Source organism: Sediminimonas qiaohouensis DSM 21189, from assembly GCF_000423645.1.
Lineage (GTDB): Bacteria > Pseudomonadota > Alphaproteobacteria > Rhodobacterales > Rhodobacteraceae > Sediminimonas > Sediminimonas qiaohouensis.
The window spans coordinates 148,598-168,179 of sequence record NZ_AUIJ01000004.1; the positions used below are offsets into that span (position 1 = coordinate 148,598).

General features: G+C 64.6%; 14 protein-coding genes. 6 read left to right on the forward strand and 8 right to left on the reverse strand.

Annotation, left to right across the window (positions count from 1 at the left end; all coding sequences use genetic code 11):
- Window positions 1-33 precede the first annotated feature (33 nt).
- A complete protein-coding gene (locus G568_RS0105840) occupies window positions 34-3,450 on the reverse strand; it encodes an indolepyruvate ferredoxin oxidoreductase family protein (protein WP_026757148.1) in 3,417 nt (1,138 codons plus the stop codon).
- Window positions 3,451-3,583: 133 nt separating this feature from the next.
- On the opposite strand from G568_RS0105840, the gene G568_RS0105845 reads away from it, so the two are divergent.
- Complete coding sequence (locus tag G568_RS0105845) at window positions 3,584-4,027, forward strand: Lrp/AsnC family transcriptional regulator (RefSeq protein WP_026757149.1); 444 nt, start codon at window positions 3,584-3,586, stop codon at window positions 4,025-4,027.
- Between the two features lie 37 nt (window positions 4,028-4,064).
- Here G568_RS0105845 and katG read toward each other — a convergent pair whose 3' ends face one another.
- Entirely contained in the window at window positions 4,065-6,239 is a 2,175-nt protein-coding gene (gene katG / locus G568_RS0105850; protein ID WP_026757150.1) for a catalase/peroxidase HPI, read from the reverse strand.
- A 174-nt stretch (window positions 6,240-6,413) separates the two neighbouring features.
- Between katG and G568_RS0105855 the strand changes: the two genes are divergently transcribed.
- The gene (locus G568_RS0105855) at window positions 6,414-7,346 is read left to right on the forward strand and encodes a hydrogen peroxide-inducible genes activator (protein WP_026757151.1); all 933 of its coding nucleotides are present in this window, start codon (window positions 6,414-6,416) and stop codon (window positions 7,344-7,346) included.
- A gap of 36 nt (window positions 7,347-7,382) precedes the next feature.
- Here G568_RS0105855 and G568_RS0105860 read toward each other — a convergent pair whose 3' ends face one another.
- Both G568_RS0105860 and neuC read right to left on the reverse strand, forming a co-directional pair.
- Window positions 7,383-8,078: an acylneuraminate cytidylyltransferase family protein gene (locus G568_RS0105860; protein ID WP_026757152.1), complete on the reverse strand. Its 696-nt coding sequence runs from the start codon at window positions 8,076-8,078 to the stop codon at window positions 7,383-7,385.
- Window positions 8,075-9,223, reverse strand: coding sequence for a UDP-N-acetylglucosamine 2-epimerase (neuC, locus tag G568_RS0105865; protein WP_026757153.1), 1,149 nt, complete (start codon window positions 9,221-9,223; stop codon window positions 8,075-8,077). The genes G568_RS0105860 and neuC overlap by 4 nt, the downstream gene beginning before the upstream one ends.
- A gap of 427 nt (window positions 9,224-9,650) precedes the next feature.
- On the opposite strand from neuC, the gene G568_RS0105875 reads away from it, so the two are divergent.
- Genes G568_RS0105875 through G568_RS0105885 form a run of 3 tightly spaced genes read left to right on the forward strand, consistent with a single transcriptional unit; the run spans window position 9,651 to window position 13,374 of the window.
- On the forward strand, window positions 9,651-10,712 hold the full coding sequence (locus tag G568_RS0105875) for a polysaccharide biosynthesis/export family protein (protein ID WP_037373745.1): 1,062 nt from the start codon (window positions 9,651-9,653) through the stop codon (window positions 10,710-10,712).
- Window positions 10,713-10,715: 3 nt separating this feature from the next.
- The gene (locus tag G568_RS0105880) at window positions 10,716-11,162 is read left to right on the forward strand and encodes an arsenate reductase/protein-tyrosine-phosphatase family protein (protein WP_026757155.1); all 447 of its coding nucleotides are present in this window, start codon (window positions 10,716-10,718) and stop codon (window positions 11,160-11,162) included.
- A 19-nt stretch (window positions 11,163-11,181) separates the two neighbouring features.
- Window positions 11,182-13,374: a polysaccharide biosynthesis tyrosine autokinase gene (locus G568_RS0105885; protein ID WP_026757156.1), complete on the forward strand. Its 2,193-nt coding sequence runs from the start codon at window positions 11,182-11,184 to the stop codon at window positions 13,372-13,374.
- 87 nt (window positions 13,375-13,461) lie between these two features.
- Here G568_RS0105885 and amaB read toward each other — a convergent pair whose 3' ends face one another.
- Genes amaB through G568_RS0105905 form a run of 4 tightly spaced genes read right to left on the reverse strand, consistent with a single transcriptional unit; the run spans window position 13,462 to window position 18,432 of the window.
- Window positions 13,462-14,964, reverse strand: a complete 1,503-nt coding sequence (amaB, locus tag G568_RS0105890; RefSeq protein ID WP_026757157.1) for an L-piperidine-6-carboxylate dehydrogenase — start codon at window positions 14,962-14,964, stop codon at window positions 13,462-13,464.
- The gene (locus G568_RS0105895; RefSeq protein ID WP_026757158.1) at window positions 14,954-16,003 is read right to left on the reverse strand and encodes an ACP S-malonyltransferase; all 1,050 of its coding nucleotides are present in this window, start codon (window positions 16,001-16,003) and stop codon (window positions 14,954-14,956) included. Before G568_RS0105895 ends, amaB begins: the two co-directional genes overlap by 11 nt.
- Entirely contained in the window at window positions 16,000-18,189 is a 2,190-nt protein-coding gene (locus tag G568_RS0105900) for a thiamine pyrophosphate-dependent enzyme (RefSeq protein WP_026757159.1), read from the reverse strand. Before G568_RS0105900 ends, G568_RS0105895 begins: the two co-directional genes overlap by 4 nt.
- Before the next feature lie 48 nt (window positions 18,190-18,237).
- Window positions 18,238-18,432 (reverse strand): hypothetical protein, encoded by a 195-nt coding sequence (locus tag G568_RS0105905; RefSeq protein WP_026757160.1) that lies wholly within the window; start codon window positions 18,430-18,432, stop codon window positions 18,238-18,240.
- A gap of 95 nt (window positions 18,433-18,527) precedes the next feature.
- Between G568_RS0105905 and G568_RS18375 the strand changes: the two genes are divergently transcribed.
- Complete coding sequence (locus G568_RS18375) at window positions 18,528-19,457, forward strand: LysR family transcriptional regulator (protein ID WP_051202789.1); 930 nt, start codon at window positions 18,528-18,530, stop codon at window positions 19,455-19,457.
- Window positions 19,458-19,582 lie beyond the last annotated feature (125 nt).

Below are 19,582 nucleotides of genomic sequence, written 5' to 3' on the forward strand. Positions count from 1 at the left end.
GCGCGGCACGGCCCAAGCCCAAAGGCGCCGGGGTCACCGCATCTGTTCGCGTGTGCGCTCCAGCACCTTTTCGGCGGCCTCGTGACGCACCGGGCCATAGCCGCGGATTTCCATTGGCGCCTCAAGCAGGGCCATCGCGGGGTCGGGATCGTTGGCGTCAAATGTCTGCTCGACATGGGCAAGCACGCCCTCGAACCAAACCAGAAGTTGCTTGTCGAGCTTGCGATCGGCGCTATAGGCGAAAGGATCGACGACCGAGCCGCGCAGGCCCTTCATCCGCGCCAGCACCGATAGCGCGGGGCGCATCCACGGCCCGAACGCGCGCTTTTTCGGGCGCCCGCGCCCGTCGCGTCCCAACGGAAGGATGGGCGGCGCCATGTGGTACTTGACGCGGTAATCGCCCTCGAACACCTGCGCCAACTCATCCTCGAACCCGGTTTGGGTGAACAGGCGGGCAACCTCGTATTCGTCCTTGTAGGCCATCAGCTTGAACAGGGATTTGGCCGCGGCCATGACCGGCGCATCGCCTGCGTCCTCTGGCAGGGCGGCGCGGAACGCATTGAGGCGATCGCGGTAGCGGCGGGCATAGGCGCGGTTCTGATAGGCGGTAAGGAAATCGGCGCGCCGCGCGATCATCTGGTCCAGCGTTTCCTGCGCGCCGTCATCCGGCCGCAGATAGGGCGTCAGCGCGTCCGGCGTGGCCATCATCACGCGGCCCAGGTCAAACGCCATCGCGTTTTTCTCGGTCGCCACGCCGTTGAGGATGATCGCCTGTTTCAGGGCAACCTCGCTGACCGGGACAAGCCCTTGCTGCCATGCCGCGCCCAGCAGGATGATGTTGGCAAAGACTGCATCGCCCATCACCTGCTCGGACACCTTGCCGGCGTCGAAGGCGTGGACGTTGTCCTTGCCCACCGTTTGCCTGACCAGATCCTCGCGCGCGTCGATGCGCAGGTCGGCGTCGCGGTTCAACACCACGTCGCCCGTGGGCATTTCGGCGCGGTTGAGCACGACGCGGCTCCCCTGCCGGAAATGCGCCGACGCCTTGGGCGAGGAGCAGACCACCGCATCGCAACCGATCACCGCGTCGGCCGAGCCGCGCTCGATCCGGACCTGGTGGATGTCGTCGGGGCGGCGGCCGATGCGCACGTAGCCCAGCACGGTGCCGAATTTCTGCGCGAAGCCGGTGAAATCCAGAACGCTCGATCCCTTGCCCTCAAGATGCGCGGCCATGGTGATGAGCGCCCCCACCGTCACCACCCCGGTGCCGCCCACCCCGGCGACCAGCAGATCGAAGGGGCGCGCAAGGTCCGGCATGTCGGGCGCGGGCAGGTCCGCGCGCATCGCCTCAAGGTCGAGGCCCGCCGGGGCAGGTTTGCGGCGCGCGCCGCCCTCGACGGTGACAAAGCTGGGGCAGAACCCGTCGAGGCACGAGAAATCCTTGTTGCACGTGGACAGGTTGATCTTGCGTTTGCGACCAAGGGGGGTGTCCTTTGGCTCGACGCTCAGGCAATTGGACGCGACCGAGCAATCGCTGCAGCCCTCGCAGACCAGGTCGTTGATATAGGCGAAACGCGCCGGGTCTTTCATCGTTCCGCGCTTGCGGCGGCGGCGCTTTTCGGTGGCGCAGGTCTGCTCGTAGATCAGGACCGAGACGCCCGGCACCTCGCGCAGCTCGCGCTGCACGGCGTCCAGCTCGTCGCGATGGTGAATGGTGGCGCCGGCGGGAAGGTCGCGCGCGTCGAACTTCTCTGGCGTGTCCGAGACCATGGCGATGCGCTCCACCCCTTCGGCGCGGCTTGAGTGCGCGATGGCGGCGGGGCTGACGGGGCCATCGACGGGTTGGCCGCCGGTCATCGCCACGGCGTCGTTATAGAGGATCTTGTAGGTGATGTTGGCACCCGCCGCGATGGCCTGCCGGATCGCCATCGAGCCGGAGTGATACCATGTCCCCTCGCCCAGGTTCTGGAACATGTGGGGGCTGCCAAGATAGCGCGAGCCGCCCGCCCATGGTACCCCCTCGCCGCCCATTTGGGCAAAGCCGTAGGTTTCGCGATTCATCCAACTGGCCATGACGTGGCAGCCGATGCCGCTGGCGGCGGTGCTGCCCTCGGGCACCCTGGTCGAGGTGTTGTGCGGACAGCCCGAGCAGAAATACGGCGTGCGCACAGCACCCGGAAGGCTCAGCGATGGCGCGGGGGTCTGCGTTAGCGCGCGCGCCTTTTCCATCAGCCGCTCATCCGGAAAGAACGCCTCGAGCCGCTCGGCGATCACCGGCACCAGTTCCAGCGGGGACAGCTCGCCCGTCCACGGCAACAGCGGATCGCCCGCGGCGCGGTGCTTGCCGACCATCTTGCGCGGCTTGTCGCCGGGCCAGTCGTAGAAATATTCCTTGAACTGGCTCTCGATAATGCCGCGCTTTTCCTCGATGACGAGGACCTCTTCCTTGCCCCTGACGAAGGTCAACGCGTCGCGCCGGGCCAGCGGCCAGACCATGCCGACCTTGTAGATGTCGATGCCGAGGCGGCGGCAGGCGGCCTCGTCCAGCCCCAGAAGGCGCAGCGCCTCCATCGCGTCCTGGTGCGCCTTGCCGGTGGTCACGAGGCCAAAGCGGGCGTCGGCAATGTCGTAGATCCGCTTGTCTATCGGGTTGGCTTCGGCGAAGGCTTCAACGGCGGCCAGCTTGTGCGCGATGCGGGTTTCAATCTCGGGGCTGGGCATGTCGGAGCGGCGCACATGCAGCCCGCCCTCGGGGGCGGTGAAATCGGGCTGCACGAACTCGCGCTCGGGCGGGATTTCAACGGATTGGCCCGCCTCGACGGTCTCGGAAATTGCCTTGAAGCCCACCCATGTGCCGGAAAACCGCGACAGCGCGATGCCGTAGGCGCCGTATTCAAGGTATTCTGCAATGGTGGCGGGGTTTAGCGTGGGCATAAACCACGACATGAAGGCAACGTCGCTTTGATGCGGCATCGACGACGAGACGCAGCCGTGATCGTCACCGGCCACGACCAGAACACCGCCCTTTGGGTGCGAGCCATAAGCGTTGCCATGCTTGAGCGCGTCGCCCGAGCGATCGACGCCCGGCCCCTTGCCGTACCACATGGAAAACACGCCCTCGACCTCGCAGGCGGGGTCAAGCGCCGCCTGCTGCGCGCCCAGGATGGCGGTGGCGGCGAGATCCTCGTTCACCGCTGGCAGGAAATCGACGCGCGCGTCGCGCAGGCGCTCCTCGATGCGCCACAGCTCCTGATCCAGCCCGCCAAGGGGCGAGCCGCGATAGCCCGACACGAACCCGGCGGTATTGCGCCCGGCACGGCGGTCGCGCTGTGCCTGATCCAGCATGATCCGGGCCAGCGCCTGCGTGCCGGTCAGGAAGACGCGACCCTGTTGCCGGGCATAGCGGTCGGACAGGTCGTAGGTTGCGAAATTGCGATCATGCTGTGTCATTGGCGCGCCTCCCCCATCATGTGGCGATGGCACGAATTTACCATGTTAACAGTGAAAATTCCGGCCAAAATACTTGCCAAAAGCAGGTCAATGTGAAACGATTTTCCGAGTAAATAAGATTGAATGCAACGTCATGTCAGATCTGACCGAAACGGACAAACGTCTTGTTGACATCCTTAGCCGCGACAGCCGGATATCGAATGCCGAGCTAGCGGATCAGGTGGGGTTGTCCGCCTCGTCTTGCTGGCGGCGGGTGCGGGCGCTGGAGGATAGCGGCGTGATCCGCGGCTATACGGTCACGCTGGATGACGAGAAGATGGGGTTCGGGTTCAAATCCATCGTGCACGTGCAACTGACGCGGCATGACCCCGACAAGGTATCGGCCTTCATCCGCGCCATTCGCGAGCGCGAAGAGGTGCGCGCCTGCTATGCCACGACGGGCCAATCGGATTACCACCTGCACGTGGTCTGTCCCGATCTGGCCGCGTATAACAGGTTTCTTGAGGATTTCCTGTTCCGCATCCCCGCGGTGGCGAGCGCGCAAACCAACCTGATCCTGCGCCCGATCAAGGAATAGGCCGCCCCCACGCACGTCAGGGGCGGCCGGTATCGCGTTACGCCAGGTCGAAGCGATCCGCGTTCATCACCTTGGTCCATGCGGCGACAAAGTCGTGCACGAACTTTTCGGCGTTGTCGTCCTGGGCATAAACCTCGGAATAGGCCCGCAGGATCGAGTTGGAGCCGAACACCAAATCAACGCGCGTCGCCGTCCACTTGGCCTTGCCGGTCTTGCGGTCGCGCACCTCGTAGAGGTTGTCGCCGGTCGGCGCCCAGGTGTTCGCCATATCGGTCAGGTTGACGAAGAAATCGGTCGTCAGCGCGCCCACGCGATCCGTGAACTGCCCATGCGCAGTGCCGCCGTGGTTGGTGCCAAGGGCACGCATGCCGCCGATCAGCGCCGTCATCTCATGCGCGGTCAGGCCCATGAGCTGCGCCCGGTCGAGAAGCAGCTCTTCGGCGCTGACGACGTAATCCTTCTTCATCCAGTTGCGGAAACCATCGGCGGCGGGCTCCAGCACGTCGAAGGACGCTGCATCGGTCATCTCGTCGGTGGCATCGCCGCGGCCGGGCGCGAAAGGCACGGTCACGTCAAAGCCGACGGCCTTGGCGCCCTGTTCGACCCCGACATTGCCGGCCAGAACGATCACGTCCGCGACGCTTGCGCCGGTGTCGGCGGCGATCCCTTCGAGCACACCCAGAACCTTGGACAGGCGGGCAGGCTCATTGCCTTCCCAATCCTTTTGCGGGGCAAGGCGGATGCGAGCGCCGTTGGCGCCGCCCCGCATGTCCGAGCCACGGAAAGTGCGGGCACTGTCCCAGGCAGTTGCGACCATCTCGCTCTGGCTCAAGCCGCTTTGCGCGATCTTTGCCTTGACGGCGTCCACGTCATAATCCGTGGCCCCGGCGGGCACCGGATCCTGCCAGATCAGGTCCTCTTCGGGGACCTCGGGGCCGAAATAGCGCGACTTGGGCCCCATGTCGCGGTGAGTCAGCTTGAACCACGCGCGGGCGAAGGCATCGTCGAATTCGGCCGGGTTGTTGTAGAACCGCTCGGAGATTTTGCGGTACTCCGGGTCCATTTTCATGGCCATGTCCGCATCGGTCATGATCGGGTTGAGACGGATCGACGGGTCTTCGACATCGACCGGCTTGTCCTCTTCGCGGATGTTCACCGGCTCCCACTGGTTGGCGCCTGCGGGGGATTTCCTAAGCTCCCATTCGTGGTTCAGCAGCAGGTGGAAATAGCCGTTGTCCCACTTGGTGGGGTGCGTCGTCCATGCCCCTTCGATACCGCTGGTCACGCTGTCGCGGCCTACCCCGCGCGAGACGTGATTGATCCAGCCAAGGCCCTGCTCGTGCACGTCCGCGGCTTCCGGCTCGGGGCCGAGGTCATCGGCGTTGCCGTTGCCGTGGGTCTTGCCGACGGTGTGGCCGCCTGCCGTCAGGGCAACGGTTTCCTCGTCGTCCATGGCCATCCGGGCGAATGTCTCACGCACCTGCCCAGCGGTCTTGAGCGGATCGGGGGTGCCGTTCACGCCCTCGGGGTTGACGTAGATCAGGCCCATCTGCACCGCGGCCAGCGGATTTTCCATGGTGGCGGGGTTCGCGACATCGCCGTAGCGGTTATCCGACGGCGCCAGCCATTCCTTTTCCGCGCCCCAGTAGGTGTCCTTCTCGGGGTGCCAGATATCCTCGCGCCCGAAGGAAAAGCCGAACGTCTTGAAGCCCATCGATTCGTAGGCGACGTTGCCTGCAAGGATGAACAGGTCTGCCCAGCTGATCTTGTTGCCGTACTTCTTCTTGATGGGCCACAACAGGCGACGCGCCTTGTCGAGATTGGCGTTATCGGGCCAGGAATTCAGCGGCGCAAAGCGCTGGTTGCCGGTGCCGCCGCCGCCCCGGCCATCGGCCAGGCGGTAAGACCCCGCCGCGTGCCACGCCATGCGGATCATCAACCCGCCATAGTGGCCCCAATCAGCGGGCCACCAATCCTGGCTGTCGGTCATCAGCGCGGTCAGGTCGGCCTTGAGCGCATCAACATCCAGTTTCTTCAGCTCTTCACGATAATCGAAGTCCGGCCCCATCGGGTTGGTCTTGGTATCGTGCTGATGCAGGATGTCGAGGTTGAGCGCGTTCGGCCACCATTCCATGTTGTCCGCGCCGGTGGCGGTATTGCCGCCATGCATAACCGGGCATTTACCGGCTGAATTCACATCGTTTCCGTCCATTTCGATACTCTCCTATCGCTGCAACATTGGCCAAGAGCGGCAAGTCCAAGACGCACGTTCCCACGCGGGCGGCAGGCCGAATCCGCGAGCGCGTCATGTTCATTTCCTGAATCCTACCAAACCGCAGCCATTAAAGAAAATTGAATTTTCTAAACAGTGCGATAGGTTGTGGTTATGACAGATATATCCATGAAGCATCTTCGCTATTTCGATGCGCTGGCCCGGCACGGCCATTTCGGGCGCGCCGCGCATAGCTGCGCGATTTCGCAACCGGCGCTATCAGTGCAGATCAAGGAGCTGGAGGAAATCCTGGGCGCGCCGCTGGTGGAACGGGGCGCGCGGCAGATCCGCCTGACCAGCCTGGGCGACGCATTCGCCCTGCGGGTGCGCGACATCCTGCGCGGCGTGGACGAGTTGGGCGATCTGGCGCGCGCCTCGCACAGCCCGCTGGTGGGGCGGCTGCGGATCGGGGTCATTCCAACGGTGGCACCCTATCTGCTACCGCGTTTCGTCAAGGCGCTTGGCGCGCGATATCCGGGGATCGACCTGCGCCCGCGCGAGGCGGTGACACAGACCCTTATCGAGGACCTGCTGCAAGGGCGCCTTGATACCGCGATCGTGGCGCTGCCGGTTTCCGAGCCGGCGTTGAACGAGGTGGCAATATTCCAGGAGGAGTTCGTGCTCGTCCGCCCACAAGAGGACGCGGGCGATCCGGTGCCCAATGCCGATGCATTGCGCGAGATGCGGTTGCTGCTGCTGGAAGAGGGGCATTGTTTTCGCGATCAGGCGCTATCGTTTTGCAAGCTGTCATCGTCGTCGCCGCGCGGCCTGATGGAGGCCAGTTCCTTATCGACGCTGGTGCAGATGGTGGGGGCCGGGATCGGTGTGACCCTGATCCCCGAGATGGCCGTCCCGATCGAAACCCGCTCGGCCTCCGTATCGATCGCGCGCCTGCCAACCCCGCGCCCGTCGCGGACCATCGGCATGGTGTGGCGCAAGACAAACCCCCTGACCGAACAGCTGGGCCATATCGCCGACATCGTCCGGCAGGCCGGAATTCTGGAAGGCAGCACCGGTACGGCGCCGCCCACCCCTCTGCCCGCCTAGATGGGCCGTGTCAGTCCGCAGCCAGGCGTATCTGCGTTAATCGTCCGCGGCTGACCCGCCGTCCAGAAGGGCTTCGACCGTTTCGAAATCGGCTAGCGTGTCGATGTCGTGCGCGCGTTCCGGTGGCATTTCGATCATGCCGATGCGTCCGCCAGCCAAGGTGCCGCTGCGGCGGAACCAACCGGCGTCGAACACGTAGACCGCCCCGTTTGGCCGATACACCGGCGGCAGGCTGGCGCGGTTGGCAAAACAATGCGCGGGGTCCGATAGCGGCACGAACTGCCCCCCCTCGCCACGTCGGCCCCATTTCAGAACCCCGGAATTTGCCTGCGTGGCGCTTAGCACCAAGTCAAACTCGCCCGTGTCGTACAGATCCATCGCCGCCGTGATGTCGCCCCCCTGCCGCAGCGGCGAGGTGGCCTGCAACAAAACGACCTGCGCCGGGCCCGTCACCCCGTGCGACAAGACATGAGACAGGACCGCATCCATCGGCACCTCATCACCGGCCAACTCGGCCGGGCGCGGCAGAACCGTAACACCGGGGGCAAGGTCGCGGCCGATCAGTTCCTCGATATCGGTCGAGATCACCACCCGTGTGATCCCGGCCGCATGCGCCTGCGCAATCGCATGGGCATAAAGCGGCCGCCCCGCGAGGGGGCGCGTGTTTTTGCCCGGCAGACCCTTGGACCCCGCCCGCAGCGGGATGACGGCAACGGTGGCGCGCGCGTTCATGTTGCGGCCTCGGGATCGGGATCGGGATCGTTGAAGGTCTTCTGCAACGGTTGATCCCAGAAAGCCGGATCTTCGATCACGCGCAGGAAATTCTGCGCCGCCGATCCGCCACCGAACGCGGTGCTGGCGGGGTAGGCCTGCCCCCATGTATCGCGCAGAAAGGAGGTGATCGCGGCCTTGTCCGAGGCTTGCGCGTGGTGCACGGACCCGCTGAGCGCGCGATTGGTCTGCCGCGTGCCGACATCCAGCGATGGGATGCCCAGGAACGGCGCCTCGCGCACACCGGCCGATGAATTGCCCACGATGCAGGCGGCGTTTTTCATCAGTTCCGAGAAATGCGCGAATCGCATCGACGGCAGCACCCGGAACCGATCAGACGGCAGCGTATCGATCACCTGCGTGATCGCGTCGGCGCCGGGGTCATTGTTGGGCAGGATCACCACGAACTCACGCCCCGACGCCGCCAGCGCGGAAAACAGCGCCTGCGCTTGCGCGCCGATGCTGTCTTGCTCGGAGGTGACGGGATGGAAAGTGCAAATGCCGTAGCTGTCGAACGGAATCTCGTAGCGCGCGCGCACGTCCGCAAGCGTCACGCCGGACGGGCCTGCGTGAAAATCCAGTTCGGGTGAGCCGATCACCTTGACCGTCTCGCGCGCCTCGCCCAGTGCCATGACCCGGCGCGCGGCCTGCTGGGAGCTTACGAAATGGTGGCTTGCCAGCTTGGTGTTGCAGTGGCGGAACATCTCGTCGATGGTGCCCGACACCTCGCCCCCCTCGATATGAGCGCAGCGAATGTAATTGGTCGCGCAGACCAGCGCACAGGCCAGCGCCTCGACCCTATCGCCATGCACGACCACCAGGTCGGGGCGATGCTCGGCGACGTAGTCGGAAAATCCCAGCACCGTCTTGGCCAACACGGTATCCTGCGCGTCGCCGATACGTTGATTGAGAAACTCGTGAACGCCCACGCCGGCCATGCGGTGCACTTCCAGCTTGGTCAGGCCATAGCGTTCCAGCATGTGCATGCCGGTGACGAAAAATGTCACGTCGTGGCCCGCATCGCGCGCAGGCGCGGCCAGCGCCTCCTGCTTGCCGAAATCCGCGCGCGTGCCGGTAACGAAAAGGATCGAGCGCTGCCCGTTCATGCCTGGGCCGTCCGGTACAGGGCACCGATTGCCGCGTTCCCGGTCATGGCGATCGCGGTCGCGTCATTCACGTCCGATAGTCGAAGGGCGGTCTGCATGCCGGCGTCCTTTTTGCTTGCGCGCCTGTCTTGTGGGCCTGTCTTGTGGGCCAGATATATGGGCAATTGCACATTGCCGCAATCTGTGCCGCAATCTGTGCCGGATCATCCCGGGACCGCGCATCGCGCGCCGCGGTTTCCACGGCCCGCCTATTTTCCCTGTCCGGCTTTGTGCGCAAGGTTGATTGGGCCAGCTGATAGCGCTAATGAGTGAAGTTGAAGCATTTAGAAACAACATTTGCATGTATTATCCGCGCCATGCCCAAGCCCAGGTTGCGGGAACCGTTGTATCGGGCTAGTGACTAGGCAAAGGCGGTCGAAGGATTATTATGAGAAGTTTCATTCTTGTCTTGGCTATGGCGTTTGGCCTGGCCGCCTGCACCGAAGGGTTCGTAAGCTTTCCAGTCACGTCAAGCGCGCAGGAGGATGTTCCCGAGGATGTCGAGATCATTCGCCTGGACGAAACCAACATCACCAGTTTCGCCAGGCCCTCGCGGCGCCATGTCCAGTCGAGCATTCCCTCTGGCAATGGCTGGAATTACCGCGTTGGTGTGGGGGATATCATCAGCGTCATCGTGTTCGATCACCCGGAGCTGACGTTGCCCGCCGGGCCGCAGCGCACCGCCGAGGAAAGCGGCTTTCGCGTGCAGGCCGATGGCACCTTCTTCTTCCCATATGTCGGGCAGGTGATGGCAGAAGGTCGCACGCTTGAAGATATTCGCGGCGAATTGACCGGGCGTCTGGCCACCTACATCCCCGATCCGCAACTCGAAGTCAGGGTTGCCGCCTTCAACTCGCAAAAAGTGGTCGTTTCCGGCGAGGTCAAGACCCCCAATCGGCAGCCCTTGACGACGACGCCGCTGACCCTTGCGGCAGCCGTCAGCGAAGCGGGCGGGCTGACCGAGCGCGGCGATGCGCGCGAGATCACGATACAGCGCGGCAACCGACGCTATCGCGTTGATATGGCCGGGTTTCTCAACAAGGGAATGCGCCGCAACAACCCCACGCTGCAGGATGGCGACGTGATCAACGTACCCCGCCGCCAGGCGCAGGAGGCGTTCCTTCTGGGCCAGATCAAGAAGCCGGATGTGATCGATTTGTCGCAAGACACGGTCACCCTGACCCAGGCGATTTCACGGCTGGGCGGTCTGGACGAGATACGCGCCGACGCGCGCGGCATCTTCGTGTTCCGCAAGCGGCACCCCGGCATCACGGTGTTCCAGCTCGATACATCGTCGCCGACGGGCATGCTGCTTGGCACACAGTTCGTCCTGGAGCCGGGCGACGTGGTCTATGTCGTGCGCTCGCCCTTGATGCGCTGGAACGACACGATCAGCGCGCTCTTGCCATCGGTGCGGGCGGTGGATCTGGTTGACAGCGTGGCGAACTGAGCCATGGCCGCGGTACAACGGGTTCTGGTGGTTTGTGTCGGCAATATCTGCCGCTCGCCGCTTGGTGAACGGCTGCTCAAGCAGGCGCTCCCCAAAAGCGTCGCGGTCACGTCGGCCGGGATCGGGGCGTTGGTCGGCCACCCCGCGGATGAGACCGCCAGCGACGTGGCCAGCGACAAGGGTCTTTCCCTGGACGGGCATGCCGCGCGGCAGTTCACGCCCGAGATGGGCGCCGAGCAGGACCTGATCCTAGTGATGGAGCCGGGGCACCGCCGGCAAATCTTGCGCGAGGCACCGCACCTGCAAGGGCGCGTCATGCTGTTCGACCAATGGACTGGCGCGACGGGGATCGCCGACCCCTACAAGCGGTCGCGCGCGGTTCACGAAGCGACGTTCGACGCGGTCCACAAGGCGGCACGCGCTTGGGCAGACAGGCTCGGCGCGAATTGATGAGAATGGAAATGACACCATGACCGACCAGCCGGGCGTTTCTGCATCCAATACTCAGGACGACGAGATCGATCTTGTGCAGCTTCTGGTCATGCTCTGGTCCGGCAAACTCTGGATCGCGCTGTTTTCCGCAGCGGCCCTGCTGATTGGCGTCCTCGTCGCCGTTGGCACGCCGCCGACCTACCAGGCCGATGCGCTTCTGCAGCTGGAAGAGCGCAAGGGATCGCTGGCCCTGCCCGAGGGACTCGACGGCCTGATCGGGAGCAACAGCCCGCGCGGAGAAACCGAACGCCAGATCCTGATGTCGCGCATGGTGCTGGGCCAGGTGGTGGGGATGCTGAACCTGGATTGGTCGGTCACGCCGCACCAGGCCCCGCTGATTGGGTCGATCCTTGCCCGCTATGACCTGCCGGTGCCGGAAGTCGGGTATCTCGACACCTATGAGCGCCCGGGCGAACGCCTGACGCTCGACCTACTGCAGGTGCCACCCCGCTGGATTGGCAAAGACATGGAGCTGATCGTGACCGGCGTGAACAGCTATCGCGTGATGCTTCCCGATGGCAGCGTGCATGACGGCGAAACCGGCGAAACGCTTGGCGTTCCCGATGCAGGGTTCTCCCTGAAAGTCGGCCGGATCGGGGCGCCTGCGGGACGCATGTTCACACTGGCGCAGACACCTGAGGACAAGGCCATCCGCACCCTGCGCGCGGCGCTGTCGGTGTCCGAGCAGGGGCGCGAGACCGGCATTCTCCAGGTGCTCTACAAGTCGGGCGATCCGCGCCGCGCCGAACGTGTCCTTGATGCGGTAACGCAGGTCTACGTGCGCCAGAACATTGCGCGCTCTGCCGCGGAAGCCGAGAAGAGCCTGGACTTCATCGAGAAGCAGCTGCCTGCCGCCGAGGCGGAAATGCGCGAGGCGGAAAACGCACTCAACGATTACCGGCAAGAGCAACAATCCGTTGACCTGACCTTCGAGACCGAGAACCTGCTGACGCAGATCAACCGCGTGGAAACCGAGCTTCGCGCGCTGGAAGCCCGCGAGGACGAGGTCAGCGAGCGATACACCTCGAACCACCCGGTCTATCAGCAATTGCTGACACAGAAAGCACGCCTGAACGAACAGTTGACCAAGCTGCGCGGCGAGGTGGGCAACCTGCCCGAAACGCAGCGCGAAGTTCTAAACCTGACCCGGACCCTGAAGCTCAAGCAGGAGATCTACACGCAGCTTCTGACCCGCGCACAAGAGGTGCGGGTGCTGCGGGCCTCGACCGTGGGCAATGTCCGCATTCTGGACAGTGCCCGCACCGCGCCAAGCCCCGTGGCGCCACGCCGCAGCATGATTGCCCTGCTGTCCTTGATTCTGGGCGCCATGTTCGGGATCGGCTTCGTGCTGGTGCGCCACTGGCTCCGGCGCGGCGTTCAGGGCAGCGAGGAGCTTGAAAGCGCCGGCCTGCCCGTGTTCGCGACCATCAACTTCTCGCAAGATGCCGATCGCAAGACGCGCGCGGGCGGCAAATGGCCGATTGTCGCGCTGACCAACCCCGCCGACATCACGGTCGAGGCGATGCGCTCGCTGCGCACCAGCCTGCACTTCGGCATGCTGGACGCCGACACCCGTTCGCTCGCGATCACGTCCCCCGCCCCCGAAGCCGGCAAGAGCTTTACCGCGACCAACCTGGCGGTGGTGGCCGCGCAGGCCGGGCAGCGCGTGTGCCTGATTGATGCCGACCTGCGCCGCGGGGAGTTGCGCAAGTATTTCGGCCTGAAGAAGAACACGCCGGGGCTGGCGGAATACCTGGCGGGGGAAATCACGCTGGAGCAAGCCACGTATGACACCGGCGTTGATGGCCTCTCCTTCATCCCGACCGGACGCTATCCGCCGAACCCGTCAGAGCTGTTGATGCGCCAATCGCTGACCGACCTGATGGCACAGCTTGACGCGCAGTTCGACCTTGCCCTGCTGGACTGCCCGCCGACCCTGGCCGTGACCGACCCGGTCATCCTGGGCCGTGCCGCCGGCGCCACGATCGGCATCGTCCGCTTCGACGTCACGCCCCTGGCCGAGGTCGAGGCGATGAAGCGCACGCTTGCCACCTCCGGGATCAAGCTGTCGGGTGTGATCCTCAACGGGTTCGACCCGCGCAAGGCCAAGGCGGGCTACAGCTATAACTACAATTACAACTATCGCTACGAGTACAAGGCGCGGACCTGACCCCGGTCGGCGCGCTCATTCGTGCTGATGTAGACAGCAATGGGCGGTAGGGCTCATATCACTTTGCCATGGGCCCCGCCTTGCCTGTCAGATGTCGAACTTGATCCCCTGCGCCAACGGTAGCTCGCGCGAGTAGTTGATCGTGTTGGTCTGCCGGCGCATGTAGCCCTTCCACGCGTCCGAACCGCTCTCGCGCCCGCCGCCGGTGTCCTTTTCACCGCCGAAGGCACCGCCGATCTCGGCGCCGGAGGGGCCGATGTTGACGTTGGCGATGCCGCAATCAGACCCGACCGCCGACAGGAAATATTCCGTCTCGCGCAGATCCGTCGAGAAGATGCAGGACGACAGGCCCTGCGGCACCCCGTTATGCATGGCGATGGCGTCGTCCAGATCGCGATACTTCATCACGTATAGGATCGGCGCAAAGGTCTCTTTGTGCACGATGGCGCTTTGCTCCGGCATCTCCACGATGGCGGGGTGCACATAGGCCGCATCGGGGTAGCTGTCGCTTAGCGCCCGGCCACCTCCATGCACGGTGCCGCCTTCGGCCTTGGCCTGCTCCAGGGCGCGGTCCATTCCTGCCATCGCATCCTTGTCGATCAGCGGCCCGACAAGCGTGCCATCGGCCAGCGGATCGCCTATGGGCAAGCCCTCATAGGCACTCACCAGCCGCGGGATCAGCGCGTCGTAGATATCCTCGTGCACGATGACCCGGCGCAGCGAGGTGCAGCGCTGTCCGGCGGTGCCCACGGCCGAGAACACGATCGCCCTGAGCGCCATTTCCAGGTCCGCCGACGAAGCCACGATCATCGCGTTGTTGCCTCCCAGCTCAAGGATCGTCCGGCCAAGGCGTTGCGACATGCTGGCAGCGACGGCGCGCCCCATCGGCACCGACCCGGTGGCCGACACGATGGCCACCTTGGGGTTGGCGGTCAGGGCCTCGCCCAACTCGCGCTCACCGACCAGCACCTGCATCAGGCCCTCAGGCGCATCCTTGCCGAATGCCTCGCGCACACGCTCGCATATCTTCTGCACAGCCAACGCCGTCAGCGGCGATTTCTCGGACGGCTTCCAGATCACCGGATCGCCGCACACCAGCGCCAGCGCCGTGTTCCACGACCACGGCGCAACGGGGAAGTTGAAGGCGGTGATGACACCGCAAACCCCCATCGGGTGCCAACTTTCGCGCATGGCGTGGCCGGGGCGTTCCGACGCGATGGTCAGGCCATAGAGTTGCCGCGACAGGCCAACGGCAAAGTCGCAGATGTCGATCATCTCCTGCACTTCGCCCAGTCCCTCCTGAAGGATTTTGCCGCACTCCAGCGACACCAGCGCGCCAAGCGCGTCTTTCTGGCGGCGCAGTTCCTCGCCCAGCAGGCGCACGAACTCGCCCCGGCGGGGTGCGGGCACCTCGCGCCAATGTAGAAAGGCCTGATGCGCGGTGTCGATCATGGCATCCGCCTCGGCCGGCGAGTGGGTCTTGAGCCGCGCGATTTCCGAGCCGTCCACCGGCGTGAAAACCGGCAGGTTGCCGCCGGTCAGATCCGCATCGGTCAGGGCGGTATCGGCGAGTATCTTGTTATGAGACATGAGATTCTCCTTGGGTTACCAAGCCGCGCTGCTCGTCCAGTCCCATGGACACCAGCAGCGGCTGTTTCTCTTGATGGTGTTTGAAGGCAGCCTTGTCGGACATGCCCTTCCAATCGGCCAGGATCAGGGATTGCGCGACAGCGCCGCCCAACGTCGTGCCCGGGCCGGTGACAATGAAAAGATCGGGCGCAAACTCGCGCGCCGCCACGGTGATGGCGCGGGTGAAATCGTAGGGCTCTGTCACCTGCGCGCCCAATGTGTAGTGCCTGAGATCGGCAAGGTTTGACGCCCCCGGCCACCAGACCGCGCCGCGCCCGTCGATCATTGGCAGGTCCGGCTGCGCAAACAGGTCTTGCGGCAGCTTTTCCCGGCCACGCTCGGCCACCGGCGCCTGTAGCGCGGTATGAAACGCCGCATGGTTGCCCAGCCGCATCGGGAAGCGCCCCTGCACCGGGTCAACCGACGCCTCAAACGCACTGAGACCCGCCTCGTTCCCGGCAAGCACCAGCATCCCGCCCAGGTCAATCGACAGGCTCAGGGTATGGTCGCGCCTCCCGTCGATCTGCGCCATCAGCGACAGAAGCGCCGCGCGCCGGGCCGGTTGCGGCGCCCAATCATCGTCCATCCAGGGATGGATCAACTGACCGCCGATCAGGGTCTCGTGCATCAGCGTGCCCATCGTGTTGGTGACGCGAAACCCGTCTTCCGCAGACAACGCGCCGCCACAGGCCAGCGCCGAATACCAGCCCATCGAATTGCCGGTAACCGCGACGACCTTGATATCGTCGCGGTCAATCGACAGGAAATCGCCGTAAGTCGCGGCATAGATCAGGCCCGAGGCGTTATCCCCCCTGCTGTGCTTCGACAGCGAAAACCGCGCCGCGCCGTCCAGCGCGGAAAGCGGCTCCTGCCCCAGATCGCGGCGCATGGCGTCGAGCCGCGACAAAAGCCCCGGATCGGGAAAATGCCGCGCCAGATAGCCCAGCTCGGCGGCGTTGTAGGTGCCCCGTCCGGGGCAGATTACAACAGCGGTTTTCATGTGCCCCCCTCCGCCAGCTTCAGCGCCGCCGCGGCGATGCTGTCTTTCGATGGCATCGTGGCGCCATAGGCGGGGCCGGTGGCGATGAAACTGTCCTCGGCCGTCAGCCGCGACAGCGCGGCGCGCGACGTCTCGGTGAAATGCGCCATCAGCGCCTCGGCGACCCCGCCCGAATGGCGGGTCTCGTCCACGATCAGGATACGCTTGCACCCTTCGACGGCTGCGCTCAGCGCCCCCTTGGGTAGTGGCGACAGCCACCTTGCGTCGACTATACGGGCACGTATCCCGGCCGCTTCGATCTGCGGCATTGCCTGCTTTGACAGGTAAACGCCGTTGCCGAAGGTGACAATGGCCAGGTCTGTGCCATCCCCGTCGATACCGACCTCGCCCAGCGGGATCGTCTCGGACGGGTCGGGGTAGGTGCGCATCCACTGGCCATCACCGGCCTCGTGCAGATCGCGCATCGGATAGAGCGCGATCGGCTCCAGGAACGCAACGACGCGCTGCTCCTCGCGGGCCAGGCGCACGCATTCGCGCAGCATCCGCGCCGCATCCGCGCCGTTCGATGGCACCGCCAGGATCACGCCCGGAATATCGCGCAGCACCGCGACCGAGTTGTCGTTGTGGAAATGCCCGCCAAACCCCCTCTGGTAGCCCAGGCCGGCAATCCGTAGCACCATCGGGTTGGTGTATTGACCGTTCGAGAAGAATGGCAAGGTCGCCGCCTCGCCCCGGATCTGGTCCTCTGCGTTGTGCAGGTAGGCCAGGAACTGGATCTCGGGCATCGGGACAAAGCCGTTCTGCGCCATACCGATGGCCAGCCCCAGGATCGATTGCTCGTCCAGCAGCGTGTCGATCATCCGGTCCGGGCCGAACCGTTGATGCAGCTTCTGGGTCACGCCATAGACCCCGCCCTTGCGGCCCACGTCCTCGCCCATCATGACGATCTCGGAATGGGTCAGCATCATGTCGGTCAGCGCCCAGTTGATCAGCCGCGACATGATCTGCGGCTCTGCCAAAGCCTTGAGGTCCCCGCCAAAGGCCGCGGCGCGCGCCTCTTGCGTGGGTCCGTTGGTGGGTTGGCAGGGGCGCGCGGGCGGGACCAAGCTTGCCATCACGTCGCGCGCGGATTGCAGGCGCGGGCGCGTCGCCGCCTCGTCGCCCACCCGCTCGACCCGTGCATTGGTGCTCTCGTAGATCGACAGCGCCGCTTTTGGGGCCAGCGCCTTTGCGTCGGACAACAGGCGCACGGAATGCAAAAGCGGATCGTTTGCCTCGTCCGCCTCCACCTCGGCCTTGGACAGGTAGGAAGTGGCAACATCGGCCCCCGCATGGCCATAAAGCCGGACAGTGCGGATATGCAAAAACGCAGGTCTCTTGCGGCGGCGCACGTAATCGGCGGCGGCGCGCGCGGTGGCGTATGTGTCGTAGATATCCAGACCGTCGCAGGCAAAATACTTGATGCCGGGCCGGTCGGCGAAATTGGCAGCGATCCAGCCCTTGGGCGTCTTCGTGGAAATGCCGATGCCGTTATCCTCGCAACAGAACAACAGCGGCAGCGGCGCGGATTGGTACGCGGTCCAACCCGCGGTGTTGAACGCCCCTTGCGCGGTCGAGTGGTTGGCCGACGCGTCGCCAAAGCTGCAAAACACGATGCTATCGTCGGGCAGCATGGCATGTTCCGGCCGCCTGCGCCGCGCCGCGCCGATGGCATAGGCCGCGCCGACGGCCTTGGGCAGATGGCTGGCGATGGTCGAGGTCTGCGGCGGGATGTTCAGCGCCCGCGATCCCAGCACCTTGTGCCGCCCGCCCGAAATCGGATCCTCCGAGGAGCACGCGAAAGACAGCAGCATATCCCATATCATCGACTGCCCCGGCACCTGCTCGGCGCGCTGTATCTGGAATGCGGCATCGCGGTAGTGCAGGAAGGCCATGTCGGTGGGCCGCAGCGCAGCGGCCACGGCCGCCATGCCCTCATGCCCGGACGACCCGATGGTATAGAACCCCTGCCCCGCCGCCTGCATCGCGCGGCTCTTGCGGTCCAGCGCCCGAGACACGCAGCCAGAGCGGTAGATTGCCACCGCCTGCTCCGGCTCAAGCGGCCCGGAGGGCGCGGCCCCCTCGGGCAAATCACCCGCCGCGACCCGCTCAAGGAAGTTGGTATGAACGATCTTCGCACGATCCATGTGCACTCCTCACATCAAGGCAGGCGGGCCGCGCCGGGGCGGCGCAGCTTAGGCTCCGTTCACGAATTCGGATACGCGATCAACGCCCGCGTCAAGACCAGCATCGCAATAGGCAAACGACAGCCGCACATGCCCCGGCAGACCAAAGGCGCGGCCCGCTGCGCGCACGCAGGACTGTGCAATTTCCCAAGGCTCAAACCCTGGCATGCGGACGACACGGCGAAAATCCTCTGGCTTGGTCATGCGGGTTCCCTGACGATTTGTTCTTCGCGCATTCTAGCCGTTTTCAGGCGCCCAAAATATCGATATTAAATCGCACACATTGGAGAAAAACTCACATGATTGCGCCGCGCCGTTTCCTTCCATCGATCCGCTCACTCCTGGCACTGGAAGCCGTGGATCGCCTTGGCACCGCCACGGCGGCGGCCGATGAATTGTCCCTGACCCATTCCGCCGTCAGCCGTCAGCTCAAGGTTCTGGAAGAGCAACTCGCCGTCAGTCTGCTGATCCGGCAAGGCAAGCGCCTGCAACTCACGCCCGCCGGCGCAGCCTATGCGCAATCCGTGCGCACCATCCTGAATGATCTAGCGCGCGAAAGCCTGAACCTGAAGGCGACAGGGTCGCGCGATAGACTCAACCTCGCCATTCTGCCGGCGTTCGGGATGCATTGGCTCAATCCACGGCTCAGGTCGTTCTGCGATGCGTATCCGGACATCACCGTCAACCAGACCACCCGAGTCGCGCCCTTCGATTTCGAGCGCGAGAATTTCGATGCGGCGCTGCATTTCGGCGCACGGGATTGGGCCGGAATGGAATACCTTCCACTGGCCAACGAACGTGTCCTTGCCGTCTGTGCCCCGAATTTCGCCGACGATCTGCCCATGCCGCCCCAACGGTTGCTCGAGATGCCGCTCTTGCATCTCGACAGCCGCCCAGGCGCGTGGGAGCAGTGGTTCCAGAAACACGGATGTGACGCGCCCCATCTGCGCGGCATGCTGTTTGACCAGTTCGCCAACATGGTCGAGGCAGCCGCGGCTGGCTTTGGCGCCGCCCTTCTGCCCGATTTCCTTGCCAGCAAGGAGTTGAAGGCCGGGCGCCTGGCAACCGCCAGTTCCGGATATATGGATGCGGGAGGCACATATTACCTGATCTGGCCGAAATCCAGGACCCCGAGCGAATCCCTGTCGCAGTTGATCGATTGGCTGTCGCGCTCGGCCGATGTGCCTGCTGGCGCCGTCGCAAAACCGCAGGCAGGTCAGAGCGGGTAAGCGCCACCGCTTGCCCGTTTGCAGGGCACGCAGAGGTTGCACGTCCCTCGGGCGCGACTGTCCCAATCTGTTCCGAAACTCAGACGCGAAACCACGCATGCCGCCGCGCGGTTTATGCCAGACAT

Bases quoted from the DNA above. Each gene is read 5' to 3' on its own strand.
- G568_RS0105860 (WP_026757152.1), bottom strand. From the start codon at position 8,078: ATGAACGCGCGCGCCACCGTTGCCGTCATCCCGCTGCGGGCGGGGTCC.
- G568_RS0105895 (WP_026757158.1), bottom strand. From the start codon at position 16,003: ATGAAAACCGCTGTTGTAATCTGCCCCGGACGGGGCACCTACAACGCC.
- neuC (WP_026757153.1), bottom strand. From the start codon at position 9,223: ATGAACGGGCAGCGCTCGATCCTTTTCGTTACCGGCACGCGCGCGGAT.
- G568_RS0105845 (WP_026757149.1), top strand. From the start codon at position 3,584: ATGTCAGATCTGACCGAAACGGACAAACGTCTTGTTGACATCCTTAGC.
- G568_RS18375 (WP_051202789.1), top strand. From the start codon at position 18,528: ATGATTGCGCCGCGCCGTTTCCTTCCATCGATCCGCTCACTCCTGGCA.
- G568_RS0105905 (WP_026757160.1), bottom strand. From the start codon at position 18,432: ATGACCAAGCCAGAGGATTTTCGCCGTGTCGTCCGCATGCCAGGGTTT.
- G568_RS0105885 (WP_026757156.1), top strand. From the start codon at position 11,182: ATGACCGACCAGCCGGGCGTTTCTGCATCCAATACTCAGGACGACGAG.
- G568_RS0105875 (WP_037373745.1), top strand. From the start codon at position 9,651: ATGAGAAGTTTCATTCTTGTCTTGGCTATGGCGTTTGGCCTGGCCGCC.
- G568_RS0105855 (WP_026757151.1), top strand. From the start codon at position 6,414: ATGACAGATATATCCATGAAGCATCTTCGCTATTTCGATGCGCTGGCC.
- G568_RS0105900 (WP_026757159.1), bottom strand. From the start codon at position 18,189: ATGGATCGTGCGAAGATCGTTCATACCAACTTCCTTGAGCGGGTCGCG.
- G568_RS0105840 (WP_026757148.1), bottom strand. From the start codon at position 3,450: ATGACACAGCATGATCGCAATTTCGCAACCTACGACCTGTCCGACCGC.
- amaB (WP_026757157.1), bottom strand. From the start codon at position 14,964: ATGTCTCATAACAAGATACTCGCCGATACCGCCCTGACCGATGCGGAT.
- katG (WP_026757150.1), bottom strand. From the start codon at position 6,239: ATGGACGGAAACGATGTGAATTCAGCCGGTAAATGCCCGGTTATGCAT.
- G568_RS0105880 (WP_026757155.1), top strand. From the start codon at position 10,716: ATGGCCGCGGTACAACGGGTTCTGGTGGTTTGTGTCGGCAATATCTGC.